General features: G+C 69.8%; 13 protein-coding genes. 5 read left to right on the top strand and 8 right to left on the bottom strand.

Annotation, left to right across the window (positions count from 1 at the left end; translation table 11 throughout):
* Positions 1-77: 77 nt before the first annotated feature.
* Positions 78-1289 (bottom strand): acyl-CoA dehydrogenase family protein, encoded by a 1212-nt coding sequence (locus tag AC07AZ_RS25235; RefSeq protein ID WP_478851451.1) that lies wholly within the window; start codon positions 1287-1289, stop codon positions 78-80.
* A 97-nt stretch (positions 1290-1386) separates the two neighbouring features.
* Positions 1387-2934: an FAD-binding oxidoreductase gene (locus tag AC07AZ_RS25230; protein WP_478851667.1), complete on the bottom strand. Its 1548-nt coding sequence runs from the start codon at positions 2932-2934 to the stop codon at positions 1387-1389.
* Positions 2935-3418: 484 nt separating this feature from the next.
* Between AC07AZ_RS25230 and AC07AZ_RS25225 the strand changes: the two genes are divergently transcribed.
* Together AC07AZ_RS25225 and AC07AZ_RS25220 are read left to right on the top strand one after the other, a co-directional pair.
* Positions 3419-4024, top strand: coding sequence for an RBBP9/YdeN family alpha/beta hydrolase (locus tag AC07AZ_RS25225; RefSeq protein ID WP_478851449.1), 606 nt, complete (start codon positions 3419-3421; stop codon positions 4022-4024).
* A 431-nt stretch (positions 4025-4455) separates the two neighbouring features.
* The gene (locus AC07AZ_RS25220) at positions 4456-5049 is read left to right on the top strand and encodes a TetR/AcrR family transcriptional regulator (protein WP_478851447.1); all 594 of its coding nucleotides are present in this window, start codon (positions 4456-4458) and stop codon (positions 5047-5049) included.
* A gap of 40 nt (positions 5050-5089) precedes the next feature.
* On the opposite strand, the gene AC07AZ_RS25215 is transcribed toward AC07AZ_RS25220, so the two are convergent.
* From AC07AZ_RS25215 to AC07AZ_RS25205, 3 genes are all read right to left on the bottom strand, one after another.
* Positions 5090-6205 carry a sensor histidine kinase gene (locus AC07AZ_RS25215; protein ID WP_478851445.1) on the bottom strand — a complete coding sequence of 372 codons (1116 nt, stop codon included), beginning with the start codon at positions 6203-6205 and terminating at the stop codon, positions 5090-5092.
* The gene (locus tag AC07AZ_RS25210; protein WP_478851443.1) at positions 6198-6893 is read right to left on the bottom strand and encodes a response regulator transcription factor; all 696 of its coding nucleotides are present in this window, start codon (positions 6891-6893) and stop codon (positions 6198-6200) included. Before AC07AZ_RS25210 ends, AC07AZ_RS25215 begins: the two co-directional genes overlap by 8 nt.
* A gap of 190 nt (positions 6894-7083) precedes the next feature.
* Positions 7084-7293 (bottom strand): hypothetical protein, encoded by a 210-nt coding sequence (locus tag AC07AZ_RS25205; RefSeq protein ID WP_478851441.1) that lies wholly within the window; start codon positions 7291-7293, stop codon positions 7084-7086.
* Positions 7294-7632: 339 nt separating this feature from the next.
* Between AC07AZ_RS25205 and AC07AZ_RS25200 the strand changes: the two genes are divergently transcribed.
* Entirely contained in the window at positions 7633-8619 is a 987-nt protein-coding gene (locus tag AC07AZ_RS25200; RefSeq protein ID WP_478851665.1) for an endonuclease/exonuclease/phosphatase family protein, read from the top strand.
* A gap of 65 nt (positions 8620-8684) precedes the next feature.
* Here the strand turns inward: AC07AZ_RS25200 and AC07AZ_RS25195 are convergent, their stop codons facing one another.
* The 3 genes from AC07AZ_RS25195 to AC07AZ_RS25185 form a co-directional block, all read right to left on the bottom strand.
* Positions 8685-9425, bottom strand: coding sequence for a VOC family protein (locus AC07AZ_RS25195; RefSeq protein ID WP_478851439.1), 741 nt, complete (start codon positions 9423-9425; stop codon positions 8685-8687).
* Between the two features lie 295 nt (positions 9426-9720).
* Positions 9721-10422, bottom strand: a complete 702-nt coding sequence (locus tag AC07AZ_RS25190; protein ID WP_478851437.1) for a class I SAM-dependent methyltransferase — start codon at positions 10420-10422, stop codon at positions 9721-9723.
* Positions 10423-10589: 167 nt separating this feature from the next.
* A complete protein-coding gene (locus tag AC07AZ_RS25185; RefSeq protein ID WP_478851435.1) occupies positions 10590-10997 on the bottom strand; it encodes a DUF1003 domain-containing protein in 408 nt (135 codons plus the stop codon).
* A gap of 493 nt (positions 10998-11490) precedes the next feature.
* On the opposite strand from AC07AZ_RS25185, the gene AC07AZ_RS25180 reads away from it, so the two are divergent.
* Entirely contained in the window at positions 11491-11907 is a 417-nt protein-coding gene (locus tag AC07AZ_RS25180) for a hypothetical protein (RefSeq protein ID WP_478851433.1), read from the top strand.
* Between the two features lie 512 nt (positions 11908-12419).
* Positions 12420-14366, top strand: coding sequence for an N-acetylmuramoyl-L-alanine amidase (locus AC07AZ_RS25175; protein WP_478851431.1), 1947 nt, complete (start codon positions 12420-12422; stop codon positions 14364-14366).
* Positions 14367-14566: the final 200 nt, after the last annotated feature.

Raw genomic sequence — 14566 nt, 5'->3', positions numbered from 1 at the left:
GTGCCGCACCTCGGCGCCGGACTGCCGCAGCCGGACCGCCGCATCCACCACTGTGAGCAGCGCCCTCGACACCCGCTCTACCGGATGACGCCCACGCTGTAGGGGTTGTGCGGGGTACCGCCCAGCAGATGGGCCCCCGCGGACTGGACGACCTGGTCCTGGGCGATGACGTGCTGGCACATCGTGTTGCAGTCCCGCAGCCAGCGGTCGAGCACGGACGGCCGGTAGATCGCGGCGGTCGCCACCAGGTCGAAAAGCCCGGCGACGACCGAGCGGGCGGTACGGAAAGCACCCACGCGGGCCAGCACGGTCGCCACCTGCTCGTCACGGGTGGGCACATCACCGGCCTCGAGGATCTCCCACTGCTCCCGAAGACTGCCGTAGACGGCGTACCGGGCAGCCGACAGGTCCATCTCCGCCTGAGCGATGACCGTCTGAACGCGGTAACTCTCCGCCCACGGCTGCCCGGTGGCACGGTCGATGCGGGTGGCGGCCAGCCGGCGCACATGGTCGATCGCGGCACGTGCCACACCCAACGGCACACCCGGCATGTTCCGCAGCACCGCGTCAGGAGCGGCGTTCGCACCGGTGACCCGGGGGGCGGCGAAACTGAACGTGTGGTCCTCCGGCACGTACAGGTTCTGCGCGCGGTAGTCCCGGCTGCCTGAGCCGGCCAGCCCTGTGGTGTACCACGTGTCCTGAACCTCGAAGTCCCCGGCGGGCGCCACCACGATGCGCCAGTTTCCTTGGGCTCCGGGCGGGCCGGGTTCCAGTTCACCGCCGCGTGTGACCAGAACACCGGCGACGACCCAGGCGCTGTGGGTGATGCCGCTGCCGAAATGCCACTGTCCGCTGACCCGGTATCCGCCGGGCACCCGCTCGGCGCGCCCCATCGGCATGATCGCCCCGGCCGTCACCGCGTCCGGATCGGCCAACAGCCGGCGCGCGACATCCTCGCCGAGGAAACCGGCGTAGATCGGCGTGTCCATCCCGATCATCGCGCACCACGCGGCGGAAGCATCCCCCATGGCCAGCGCCTCGATCACCTCCGTCTGCTGCACCGCGTCCAGCTCCGGTCCGCCCCACGCCCTGGGCCGCGCCATCCGGAACACACCCGTCCCGCGCAGCAGTCCGACGATGTCGGCGGGCAACTGGCGGCAGTTCTCCATGTCTTCGGCTCGCTCACGCAGACGAGGCGCGACGGCGCGAGCCCGCGCAAGGATCTCCTCCGCGGAAAGGGAGGGCTCCCGTACAGCCGGAACGGACTCCAGGACATCGATCAGACTCATGCGGCACTCCCCCAAGGTTCAGTACTTCCGGTGCGTCCGACGCGTGCGGTCCGTCAGGTGCACGCGTCACGTGCGGTTTGGTTCACAGGGTGATCGCTCAGGCGTATCGGCCCGGGGCGATCACATGGTGGGGGTCGACGGCGTCCTTCAGACGCCGGGCGAAGGCCCTCGCCCCGGTATGGGCGGCCGGCCGGCCGGCCCACTCGGTGTGCTCGACATCCAGGCGGTACGGGATGAACCCCTCGGCCGTGAAGAGTTCGTAGAGCCGGTCCAGCACCCGGTGGGCGCGCGCCGCCTCCTCGCCCTCGCGGGCGAACCTCATCGTCACCACACAGTCGACGACATCCGCGCTCAACGCGTTGAGGGTGACCCCGCAGCGGATTCCGCTCTCCCCACGCACCTGCTCGATCAGTTCGTCCACCCGTCCCAGCGCCGCGCCGGTGAACGGCACCAGCGGCAGGAAGAACAGGAACCCGCCCTCGGTGTCGAGGCGGCCCGCGGGCCGGCCCGTCTTCGCCTCGAACAGGACATCCGCCGGATCGGGGTCACCGGCATAGGCGCGCTCCACGCGGACGGCGACGTCGTGATTGTCCGCGGCCGGGTCGATGGCGTCATTGTCGGACACGGCGCTGAACAGCCCGCAGGATACGGCCTCGTCGACGATGACGCCGGTCAGTGCCTCCACGGCCTCCCGGGTCCCGTCGACACACACATGAACGAGATACTGCCCGGGCGCACCGCCGTACGACCTTGCCGCGGCCGCGTTGTAGATCTTCACCACGCCACGTGCCAGCCCCTGGCTCACCCAGCGGCGTATCGCGGCGGTAGCCGTCTCCACCCTGTCCGGGGTGAAATTCAGCCGGACCACACGCAGCGCCTCCGGCCTCGGCAACAGGCGCACCGTGGCCGCCGTGACCACACCCAGATCCGACTGGACGAACAACTGCACCAGCGACGGACCCAGCCCGTGCGCGTAGACGGGCGTCGGACGACCCGGCTCGGGCCACCAGCCCACCCGGATCAACTCACCGTCGGGCAGGATGATTTCGAGGCCGGTCAGATCCTCCACCCGCTGATGACGCAAACCCACGCCACGATCCAGGGCATTGCCGACGACGCTGGTGTGCGCGGAGGAGGCGGTCACGTTCAGCATCCGCTCGCTGCCCTCCAGAAGCCGGGCCAGGCTCGCCTGGGTCACCCCCGCTTCCACGACGGCCCAGCCCTGCGCGACATCGATGGCGCGGACCTGGTTCAGGCCGGACAGGTCGAGCACGACCGCGCCGTCCCGCGCGGGTTCACGCGACCCCAGCCCCCAGTTGCACCCCGTGCTGAACGCGTGCAACCGCGCGGGAGTGTCGGCGCCGGCGAAGAGTTCCACGACGCGTCGGGTCTCCTCCGCCGACCGCGGTCGCACCACTCCGTGCACGGCCCGCGACCGAAACAGACCGACATTCGGCCCGAGCGGGGAGACCGGCGCCCCGGACGTCTCCACCCTCGGGTACGTGACACGCTCCGCGCCCACCACCCCAGCGACCTCGCTCCACACAGCCGAAAGGTCGGCAGCGGCAGCGGTCCCATACCCCTCAGCCACCTCAGGGTCCACAGCCACCTCAAGAGCCTCAGGCGCCTCAGGAACGACAGTCATCGAAACACCCCACAATGGCTCAACCGTGACAAGACGACAGGAAGCGAGAGGCCGGCGCAGCGACCCCATCTGCCAAAGCGAACAGTCGGCCGCCTTACGGACCTGATTCCACCGGCCATCCGCGGCTGCCACGCTACGAACGCCAGGGCATCCGCGGTCTCCCGAACGCGCACACGGACTGAAAACTCCGCGCACACCTCAGTCTTCCGAAGAACCCGCCCCCGACCTCCTGCTCCGCCCCCGCATCGGGCCCGCGAGGGGTCATCCCGCAGCCCGAAGGGAACAGCGAGCACCCGCTTGCCCGGTGAAGACACCGAGTGCCCGGCGGACCACACAGCCACCACCCCTGACCCGACACCTTCTACGGCGCCGCTTCCACGGCGGCGGCTTCTACTGCGGCGGCGCGGCCGACTACCCCACTCACGCCCCACTGACCAGCTGACGCCTGCCCGATGCCGGTGGGCACGGTCAGTAGAGTGCGGCCATGTGGAACCGCAGCTTTCTCATCCTCCACGGCGTCGAGAACCACCGGCCGGCCGAGCACTGGCAGCACGACCTCGCCCAGCGGCTCAGGGAACGCCAGGAGCAGGTCTTCTACCCTCAACTGCCCGACCCCGACCGGCCGGTACTCGCCGCCTGGACCGAGGCGATCGAGGCCGAACTGGGCATGATGCGCGGGGAGCGCGTCGTCGTCTGCCACAGCCTGGGCTGCGCGGCCTGGCTTCACCTCGCGGCCGCCCGCCGTGGCATACCCGCCGCCGATCGCGTGCTCCTGGTGAGTCCGCCGGGTCCGGCGACGTTCTCCTGGGACGTGATCGCGGGGTTCGCCCCGGCGTCTCTCGATCTGACCAGCCTGAAGCTCTCTGCGGCAACGCCTCGGTTGGTGTGCTCCGACAACGACCCGTACTGCCCGGAAGGCGCCGCCGGCGTCTATGGTCAGCCACTCGGTTGCGACGTCGACCTGTTGGCGGGCGCCGGGCATGTGGCCGTCCCGGACGGCTACGGCCCCTGGCCTTCCGTACTGGACTGGTGCCTGGATCCCACCACACGCCTCACCCCGAACAACCCCGACCGGCTCGGGACGAGGTGAACCTGGTGCCAGCTCCGACCCCCCGGTGACGCCGCTAGGTCTTCGGGGCCGTCTCCGGACGTTCGCCACGGGCCAGCTCGCGGTAGAGCTTGCGGGCCTCGTCGCTGGGACGCACCCGCTGCGGGGGCCGGACCCCGGCGCGGGGTGCTGGGACACAACGGTGGCGCGCCGTCGCGGTGCCGGCCTCGCTCTTCGGTATCTCGTCACCGTGGTCGCCTCCCCGAGCGCCGGCTCCCGCGGTTCTACGGGGCCGCCCTCATCGCCGTGACGGCCGCGGCGCGCGGCCGGCCATGTCGACGGTAGCGACGGGACGGCTCACGCCCGGTCAGTGGACGCGGTGGCAGCGCCCGCAACCTCCCCAGCGGCGCCGGTGGTTGCAGCGACGGCAACCCTGCCCTCGACAGAATGCCTAGCATTGCTAGGATGTCGTCATGTCCGCCATCAGCGAGCGCCGCGAACGCGAACGCGCCCAGCGTCATCAACTGATCATCACAGCCGCGCGCGAACTCGCGGAGGCCGAGGGCTGGGAGGCGGTGACCACGCGGCGGCTGGCTGAACGGGTCGAGTACAGCCAGCCGGTGCTGTACAGCCACTTCGACGGGAAGAACGCCATCGTGAGCGCCGTCGCCATCGACGGCTTCAGCGAACTCGCCGCTCACCTGCGCCGCGCCCGGGAGGCCGCCCCCGAACCGGGACAGACCTTGCACGCGGTCTCTCGCGCCTACCTTCGCTTCGCGACGGAGCGACCCGCCCTGTATGAGGCCATGTTCGTCCTGCCCACCGACTTGAAGTTCGCGAGCACCGAGACGCCGCCCCCGCTCAGGGCCGCCTTCGACGAGTTCGTCAGCTGCTTCCGCCCGGACAACGACCGACGCGACCTGTTCGCCGAAGTCATCTGGAGCGCGTTGCACGGCCTGGCTGTCCTGTCGGCCGGCGGCCGCATCCCCCCGGCCGGCCAGGAGGAGCGGCTCGCTTTCCTCATCGCCCGGATCGGCGACACGCCCAGCGGGCCGACCACGCCATAAAGGTCGGGAGGAAGTGGCGGCGTGGCAAGTTTTGATCTTGTCACTCGTCGTCGGAGTGCTGGGACAACGCTGGTAGTTCCACAGTGATACGGATCCCGCCGACGGAGCGCGGCGTGAGGGTGAGTACTCCGTCGTGTGCGTCGGTGATGGTTTTGACGATCGCCAAACCGAGGCCGACGCCTGCGTGGTCGGTGTGTGTGCGCTCGGTGCCGCGCCGGAAGGGTTCGGTGAGTGTCGCGGCCAGCTGTGGGGTGAGCTTCTCGCCGGTGTTGTCCACGGTGAGCACCACGGACGTGGGGCGGACGCCGGTATGGACCCACACGGTGCCCTCTTCGGGCAGGTTGTGGACGATGGCGTTGTGCACGAGGTTCGTGGTCAGCTGCAGCAGGAGCGCCTGCGAGCCGAGCGTGGGTGCGATGTCGCCGCGGGTCTCGATGGTGACACCGTGCTTTTCCGCGAGAGGCAGGAGTGTTTCGGTGGCTTCTTCCGCCATGAGGGACAGGTCGACGCGTTCTCGGGTGAAGGACTTCCGCTCGGCGCGACTGACCAGGAGCAAAGCCTCCGTGAGGTCGATCGCCCGAGCGTTGACGGCGTGGAGGCGGTCGAGGACCTCGCGTGCGTCGTGGTCCGGATCGGCGCGGGCCACGTCGAGAAGCGCCTTCGAGATCGCCAGTGGGGTGCGCAACTCGTGCGAGGCGTTGGCCGCGAACCTCCGCTGTTCGGCGACGTGTGCCTCAAGCCCGGCGAGCATCGTGTCGAAGGCGTCGGCGAGTTCGCGGAACTCGTCCTCGCGGCCCGGCAGCCGGATCCGGTGGGAGAGTGATCCGTTCGTGGCCATGCGTGTGGCGTGGGTGATGCGGGTCAGCGGGGCGAGCATGCGGCCGGCCAGGATCCACCCTCCCAGGAGACCGAAGGCCAGCAGGAACACCAGTACCGCGGCCGCCCGCGGAGCGAAGACGTCCAGGAGGGCGGACCGGATGGGGAAGACACCGTGCGTGGGCCTGTCATCGGGGTTGATGAGCATCGCGCGGTCGGGCACGTAACGCAGGAGGAACCACCACACGGCGGCGAGCAGCAGGACGCCGGCGAGCATGAGGAACGCGGCGTAGCTGAGGGTGAGTCTGACGCGGACGCTCAGCCCGGGTGCCCTATCCACGCTCGTCTCCCTGGTGACCGGTCCCAGGTCGCGGGTCGACGCGGTAGCCGACGCCCGGCACCGTGGCGATGATCCCGGGTTCGCCGAGCCGCTTGCGCAGTGCCGAGACCGTGATGCGTACGGCGTTGGTGAAGGGGTCGGCGTTCTCGTCCCACGCGCGCTCCAGGAGTTCCTCGGCGCTGACCACACCGCCTTCGGCGGCGACCAGGACTTCGAGCACCGCGAACTGTTTCCTGGTCAGCGCGACGTACCGCCCGTCCCGGTAGACCTCTCTGCGGAACGGATCCAGCCGCAGACCTGCCATCTCCCGCACGGGAGGCCGGTTGTGGCCACGTCTGCGGTCGAGTGCCCTGAGCCTGAGTACGAGTTCCTGGAGTTCGAACGGCTTCGTGAGGTAGTCGTCGGCGCCGAGTTCGAACCCAGTGGCTTTGTCGTCGAGACGGTCGGCTGCGGTGACCATGAGGATCGGCATGCCGCTGCCGGAGTCGACGATGCTCGTGGCGATGTCGTCACCGGTGGGCCCGGGAATGTCACGGTCGAGGACGGCGATGTCGTAGGCGTTGGTCCTCAGCAGTTCCAGAGCGGTGTCGCCGTCACCCGCGATGTCGGCCGCGATCGCCTCCAGACGTAGGCCGTCGCGGATGGCCTCTGCCATATAGGGCTCGTCCTCTACGATCAGCACACGCATGCTCCGATCGTACGAGTCGGCGCATATCGTCGGCGTATCCAAAATCGCATACGTGCCGGCAACACCACGTCGCCTTGACTGGCGGAATGAGCCACGTCCCACCGTCAGCACGAACAAGGAGTCGCCGGATTCGCCGGCTCACCGGCGTCGGCCTGGTCATCGCCCCAGCAGCGATCAACGCCGTCCCCGGCTACCGGACGCCAAGGTCCTCGTCCTCCGCGTCCGCACCGCTGGTGAGGTTCTCCACGGCGGCATCACCCGCGTTCTCCTCGGCCGCACCACCGTCGACGGCGCCTCGCGGTGAGGGCGGCCGGTGTGCACCGGAACACCAGAAGCAGCTGCCGCGCGCAGCGGCCCGCACGTACGCCTTCGACAACGCGGCCGCCCGATGGGTGGCCACCGCCGCGACCGTTCCCCGGGGGTCAGGGGACGCGGTCGACATCGGGCACTCCGACGCGACGGCACGGCTGACCACACCGGGTGCCGTCGCGTACGGACAGCGCCAGCTCTGTGCGCACGAACCCCCGCACCACGATCCGCGCACCGGCGCGACCACTCGCCGTTGCCCGCGTACGGGTGCCAGACCCGCCCAGGACCGGAGGACGCAGCAGTGACCGGCATCGAGCGAGGACACACGACGACGCACGTGACCACGGCAGAGGCCGGGCAGGGCGGCACCGGCCGCCCAGAAACCGGCTCAAGTACCCGGCGCGCAGGCATCCACCGCATCCACCGCCTCATCCGGGCCGGCTCCCGGCCGGAACCCTGGAGGCGCGGCCCGGTGCTCGCGACGCTGGCACTGCTGCTCGGCCTGCTCATGCTGCTGCACGCGAAGATCCCGAACCGGATCGGGAACCTGGGCAGCCTGGTGGAGAGCGTCCTCCCGTGGTTCGGCCTGTTCATCCCGGTGCTGCTGGCCGGTGCGCTGTGGCGCCGCTCCGCCTCCGCGGTGGCCGCGCTGTTGTTGCCGGTCATGGTGTGGCTGAACCTCTTCGGCGGGCCGCTCAGCGACAAGTCCCACCCGGGCGGCGACCTCACCGTGGTCAGCCACAACGTCAGCGCCGACAACCCCGACCCGGCCGGCACCGCCCGCGACCTGGCCGCCTCCGGCGCCGACGTTGTGGCCCTGGAGGAGATCACCCCGCAGGCGAAGACGCTGTACGAGAAGGAGCTGGCGAGGGCCTACCCGCACCACACGGTGCGGGGCACGGTCGGACTGTGGAGCAAACTGCCGCTGTCGGACGCCCGGCCGGTCGACATCGAGACGGACTACGGGCCGCTGGCGGACACCAAGCCGGTCGAGATCAGGATGGCCGACGCGCGGGCACTGCGCGCGACGGTGGCCACGGAACAGGGTCCGCTGGCGGTCTATGTGGCACACCTCGGATCCGTACGGGTTAATCCCAGGGCGGGCTTCTGGACCGACTCACGGGACAGGAACGCCCGGGCGCTCGGCAAGGCGGTCGCCGCCGAGCGAAATGGGCGGGTGGTGCTGCTCGGCGACCTGAACGGCACCATGGACGACCGCGCGTTCGGCGACCTCACCTCGCAGATGCGCTCGGCCCAGGACTCGGCCGGAGACGGCTTCGGCTTCAGCTGGCCGGCCGAGTTCCCGGTGGTACGGATCGACCAGATCCTGGTCCGCGGCGTGAAACCGGAGAGCTCGTGGCTGCTGCCGGCCACCGGCAGCGACCACCTGCCGGTGGCGGCCCGCATCAGCTGGTGAACATCCGGGACGGCCCCGAAGCTGTCCCGGATACCCGGATACGCACCTCAGTGGCACGCTCCACGTCAGGACGGGGCGAGGACGCAGAACTCGTGGCCCTCCGGGTCGACCAGGCACGTCCACGGGACGTCGCCCTGGCCGACATCGAGGTCGGTGGCGCCGAGAGCCCGCAGCCGGGCCACCTCCGCCGCCTTGTCGTCACCGGGGTACGGCAGCAGGTCAAGATGGACGCGGTCCGGCACGGTCTTCGCGCCGGGCGTGCGGAGAAACTCAAGGTACGGGCCGACATCCTTGGCGGAGCGCAACTCCGCATGGTCGTCCGTCACCGCATGCAGGGTCCAGTCCGTCGCCTCACCCCAGAAGCGGGCCATGGCCCGCGGATCCGCGCAGTCGACCACCACCGCGGCGATCGGTCCGGTGTCCCGGTAGATCTCCCGAGGCTCCAGCACGCAGAACTCGTTGCCCTCGGGGTCTGCGAGGACCGTCCACGGCACCTGTCCCTGGCCCACGTGGACGGGCGTGGCACCGAGAGCCCGGAGCCGGTCGATCAGCTCCGCCTGGTGGGCCGCGGAGGTGGTGGCGAGATCGAGGTGCACACGGTTCTTCGTCGTCGTCTTGGGCTCCGTCACCGGAACCACGTCGATGCCGACGGCGACCGGGTCCGGCCACACGAGGCCACCGGCGGGTCCGACGTAGGTGGTCACGCCCGGGCTGTACGCGGTCCAACCGAGCGCTTCCGCCCAGAACCGGCCGACCGCGGAGGCGTCAAGTGCCTTGATGATCACGTGAACAGGTCGCAGTGCCATGCCGGCGATCCTATGCGTCCGCCTGCAGAGGCATCCGCGGGCGACCTCACCGAACGGGAATCGGTTCTCCGACCGGCGCGGCGTTCAGCTGACCGCCCAGTGCGCGCGGCCTTGCCCTCCCCGCACCCCGCGGCTGCCGGTTGCGTCGCCGAGTTCTTCCGACTCCACGGGCCCCAGCCGGGCGGCTGCAGTCACCGACGGGCAGGCGCGGGGGTCCTCGGCGGTGCCCGAATCGTGCCCTGCCCGTGCGGCGCACGCCCCGCCGCCCTTGTCCCCAGCGCACGAACCGGCCGTATCACGCGATGCCGTCGGCTGTCCCTGCTTCCGGCTTCGCCGGCTTCCGGGCCAGGAGGTACGCCTGCTGACCTTGCCGGGGCTTCTCCTGCTCGTTCGGCTCACGGATCAGCCGGGCATCCACCATCAGCCCGGTCTCGTTCAGCAGCTCGGCGATGCGGTCGGGAGACACCCAGTAGACGTCGAGGGAGAGTTCGTGCCCGTATGCGTTCTCCAGGTGCCGCAGTCTGTCACCGGCCTTGAAGGCCAGGAGCAGATGGCCGCCCGGAGCCAGCACGCGGTGGAACTCTGCGAACACGACCGGCAGCGACTCCGGAGGGGTGTGGACGATCGAGTACCAGGCGACGATGCCGCCGAGACAGCCGTCCGCCAGGTCCAGGTCCGTCATCGACCCTTCGTCGAAACGCAGGTTCGGATGCCTTCGACGGGCAACCGAGACCGTCTCCGGAGACAGGTCGACGCCGAACGCGGTGACGCCGAGGGACTGAAGATGTGCCGTCACGTGACCGGGCCCGCAGCCGAGGTCAGCGACCGGCCCGGCGTCGAGAGCGCGCGTGAGTTCGGCGAACGTGCTGATCATCCCGCGGCCGTACACGTCGTCCTCGAACATGGGGGGCACGAGCTCGGCGTAGGCGACGGCAACAGTGTCATAGGCCACCCGGGTGGCGTGCAGGTAGGACGGCTCGTTCACAGCCGAGGACACCAACACCCTTCCTGATGTCACCAGTTGTCGAAGTCCACCCGCGCGCCGCGCCGGTATGCCTCGCTCGCTGCCTGGCCAGGCTGCCGGACGAACCCTCGGGCCAGGCCACGGCTCAGTGCCGTCTGGGGCCCGGCCCCCACGGCTCAGGGCCGTCTGGGCCCCGGCCCTCACGACTCAGTGCCGTCTTCGATCAGACGGCTGTGGAGCTCCTTCGTCATGGCGTGGATAGCGCGTGTCAGCTCGGTGTTGGTCTTGAGCTCCAGTTCCTGCTCGATGAAGTCGTGATCGGCCTTCATCTGCTGGAAGGCTGCCTGCCGATTCTGGCCGATCATGACGAACGTGGAAAGGAAGATCGCTTCCAGCGACACCACCAGCGTCAACGTGGGCCAGGGGCTCGACTCGAGGAACAGCATCCACAGCGCAAAGATGACCGCGTGCAGGTAGACGAAGGGCATCGAACCGGCGAAGCGAGTGATGGCGTCGGCAGCGCGCAGCTGCGCGTCCTCCGCACGGCGCTTGCGATGCGCGACCACCGCTGGATGGTGCCGGTTCATGCCGTTCCGCTGCTCGCTCACGCGCGTCTCCCACCATCAAAGCGGCCCAGGTCCACCCTGCGGCCTGTCCGACACCGAAGTCACCCGATGTGCATCCTCGCAGCACAACGGCGGCCGTATGACCAGCCGCCAGGGAGTAGCACCCATACGCTCCGAGCGTCGGGAGACCACCTCCCGCCTGCCGGCTTGTTCCAGGGCCCCTTCGGGACTCGGTCACTTGCCGTGACGACATGAGAGTTGGTCGTCCGACTTCCAGAGCGGTGGCCGCGCCGTGCTCTACCGCGCGTGTCTTGGGGCCGCTCGCACGCCAGAGCAACTTCTCGGAGTCGCTGTCGTGGACCTCGACCATTCCGGCCTTGTCCGCGGGACACCTCGGGAATCGCACCGAGATGCGGGTGTCGTCGATCCGCATGCCGACCAGGATCGTTGTCGCCGGATCGGACAGGTAAACTCCCGTGCGGTATCGCAGCCTTGGCGGAGCCGTTTCGACCGTGCGGGAAAGAAGGGGCGCCGGATGCAGCAGCCAGAGGACAGGCTCCTGGCGGAAGCCCTTGGTCGCATCAACCCGGGCGGGAAGTTCGCCGCCCGGTTCCTCAGGAATGACGTCGGCGAGTTCGACCGCGAGCTGCCTCTGGGTTTCGATCTTGCCCTTGAGCATGTCCACACCCTGGTCGCTCAGCTCTCCGGTGACGCGGACCCCGAGGTGCTGGAAGCGGGACCCGACCGAGTGACGCTCCGCGTGATGACCGGTGGCGGGGCGCTCGGCATGAACCCGGTGGTGGTCACCGTCGATGCGACTCGCAGCGGTGAGCGGACCACCACCCTGCATGTGCGGGCCGTCGCGAAAGAGGGTCTGATCAAGCAGCGTGCAGGCCAGAAGGTGGCCGAGGGCATCGCGGCGGTGCTGGACGGAGCCGGCCCGAGTCGGTGAGCACCCCGATCCGGAGGCTGCTCGCAGGACAGCACCTCTGTCGATCGCTACCTCGGCGTGGCGCCTACCTACGCCCCACCTCCCATGATGCGGTCGGGTGCGGTTCGCGCGGCCACACGTTCACGCTCCGGAAAGCCGGTGTTCGGACTCGTACGGTCAGGTCCGCGTCGGGCGGCGCACCCATTGCCGGGGCTTTCCCCTACGGCGAGTTCCTGCGGGGCCGCCGGGCTGTCGGCGATATCTCCGCCCACGCAACTTTCGTTCCAACTCATCGTGCAGGCAGTCAGGTTGAAGAAGGCTCGCCGGTGATCACGAACAACGCTGTCTGCTAGATTCGCGAAGAACTCGGCCCTGGGCCGAGTACGGGCGGACGTCGGCCGCACTTGGGCGCCGACAGGCGGCAAGGGCATCGTGCGTGATGGCTCCGCACGCCTCAGGAACGGCTTCTGCCGTCTCAGTCGGCACTGTTGGAGGGCTATCGTGCACCTCCAGTTGGGATTCGGGGACCTTTGATGACGACAGCGACAGGAACACGCGGACGGGACGGCTCTCGGCGCCGGCCGCTGGTTCTGGCGGCGGCGGTACTCGCGGTGGCCGGGACCATCGCCCTCCCGGTGACAGCACAGGCCAGGGGGGAGAACGCCCCGGACGGAGTGGTGCGGCAGGGGGATTTCGCGGCTGCGGCGGCGGAATTCGACGTGCCGGAACGGGTTTTGCTGGCAGTGGCCTATCAGGAGTCGGCGTGGGACGCGCACGCCGGTGAACACAGTGCTGGTGGCGGCTACGGTCCGATGCATCTGACCGACGTGACGGCAACCATGCTGGCCGGCGGGGACGCTGGTGCGGCGGGCCGGGCTGACCTGGCGAAGATGGCCGCGGATCCGGCGTTTCACACCCTGCAGGCGGCGGCACGGCTGACCGGGCTTCCGCAACAGCGGTTGCGGACCGACGCGGCAGCGAACATCCGCGGCGGAGCGGCACTGCTGGCGTCGTACCAGAAGACCGGCGGCGGCAAGACCTCCGCCGATCCGGGGCATTGGTACGCGGCCGTGGCCCGTTACAGCCAGTCGACCCAACTGCGGGGCGCGCAGGCGTTCGCCGACCGCGTCTTCGCCACCATGAAGAAGGGCGCCGGGCGCACCACGACGGACGGGCACCGCGTCGCACTGACGGCCGACCCCCAGGTCAGCCCGGCCACCAAGCAGCTGGCCCGGCTGCACCTGAACGCGGCGGCGACGGCGAACACCGAGTGCCCCGCGACGGTGGACTGCACCTTCGTGCCCGCCGCAGCGTCCAACGGCCAGGTCTCCAACCGGCCGGCCAACGGGATCAGGATCGACTCGATCGTCATCCACGACACCGAGTCCTCCTACGCGTCGGCCATCGCCACCTTCCAGAACCCCGGCGGGAGTGCCGCGCACTACGTGATGCGGTCCTCGGACGGCGCGGTGACGCAGATGGTGCCCACAAAGGACCTCGCCTTCCACGCGGGCAACTACTCCACGAACATGCACTCCGTGGGCATCGAGCACGAGGGATACGCCACGCACGGCGCGACCTGGTACACCGAGGCGCAGTACGAGGCGACCGCCGACCTGGTGAAGTACCTCTCGGAGCGGTTCGGCATCCCGCTTGACCGGCAGCACGTCATCGGCCACGACAATGTTGTCGGCCCCACCTCGAAAACCGTGTCCGGCATGCACTGGGATCCGGGCCCGTCCTGGGACTGGGAGCACTTCATGGCCCTGCTCGGCGCCCCGATCACCGGCAGGCACGGAGTCGGCGCCCTGGGCTCGGTGGTGACCATCGCCCCCGGCTTCGCGACTAACCAGCAGAGCGTCCAGATCTGCCCCGCCGACGATCCGACCGGCGCCACCACCACGTGCACGCAGGTGCAGCAGCCGTCCAACTTCGTCTATCTGCGCACCGCTCCGAGCGATGACGCACCGCTGTTCGGCGACCAGGCGATCCACCCGGGCGCCGCCGGCACCGACCGGATCAACGACTGGGGCAGCACCGCCCAGGCCGGACAGCAGTTCGTCGTCGCTGACAGGAGCGGCGACTGGACGGCGATCTGGTACAGCGGCAGCAAGGTCTGGTTCCACAACCCGTGCGGCGTCAACACCGTTCCCGCCGCCGACGTGACCGTCGTCAGGAGCGGTCAGGCCCCCGCCGACCCGCCCGTCAAGGTCTACGGCTCCAGCTACCCCGACGCCGCCGAGTACCCGGCGGGGCTGTCACCCTCCACGCAGGCCCCGTTGAGCATGTACACCATCCCGTCCGGCCAGGCCTACGTCGCCACCGCGCCTGCCGCTCCCACCGACGACTACTTCAAGTCCAGCGGCACCGTCGTCATCGGCGGCAAGTCCATGTTCACCATCCAGTACAACCACCGCACCGCCCTGGTCTACGACGGCGACGTCACCGCCACCCCCTCCCCCGGCACAACTCGCGACTGATCCCGCATCCCGCGCGGCGGCGCCTGAAGCCGTCCTGAAGCTCATCTGGCTGGGCATCGGGGAGCCATCAGCGAATCGAAAAGGGGCTCGGGGGGGGGGGGGGGGGGGGGGGGGGGGAGGGGGGGGGGGGGGGGGGGGTGGGGTGGGGGGGGGGGGGGGAGGGGGGCGGGGCGGCGAGGCGGATGCCCGACGGCTCTGAG

It is taken from the genome of Streptomyces sp. NPDC043878, from assembly GCF_056435735.1.
This window is presented reverse-complemented; position numbering and strand designations above follow the sequence as displayed.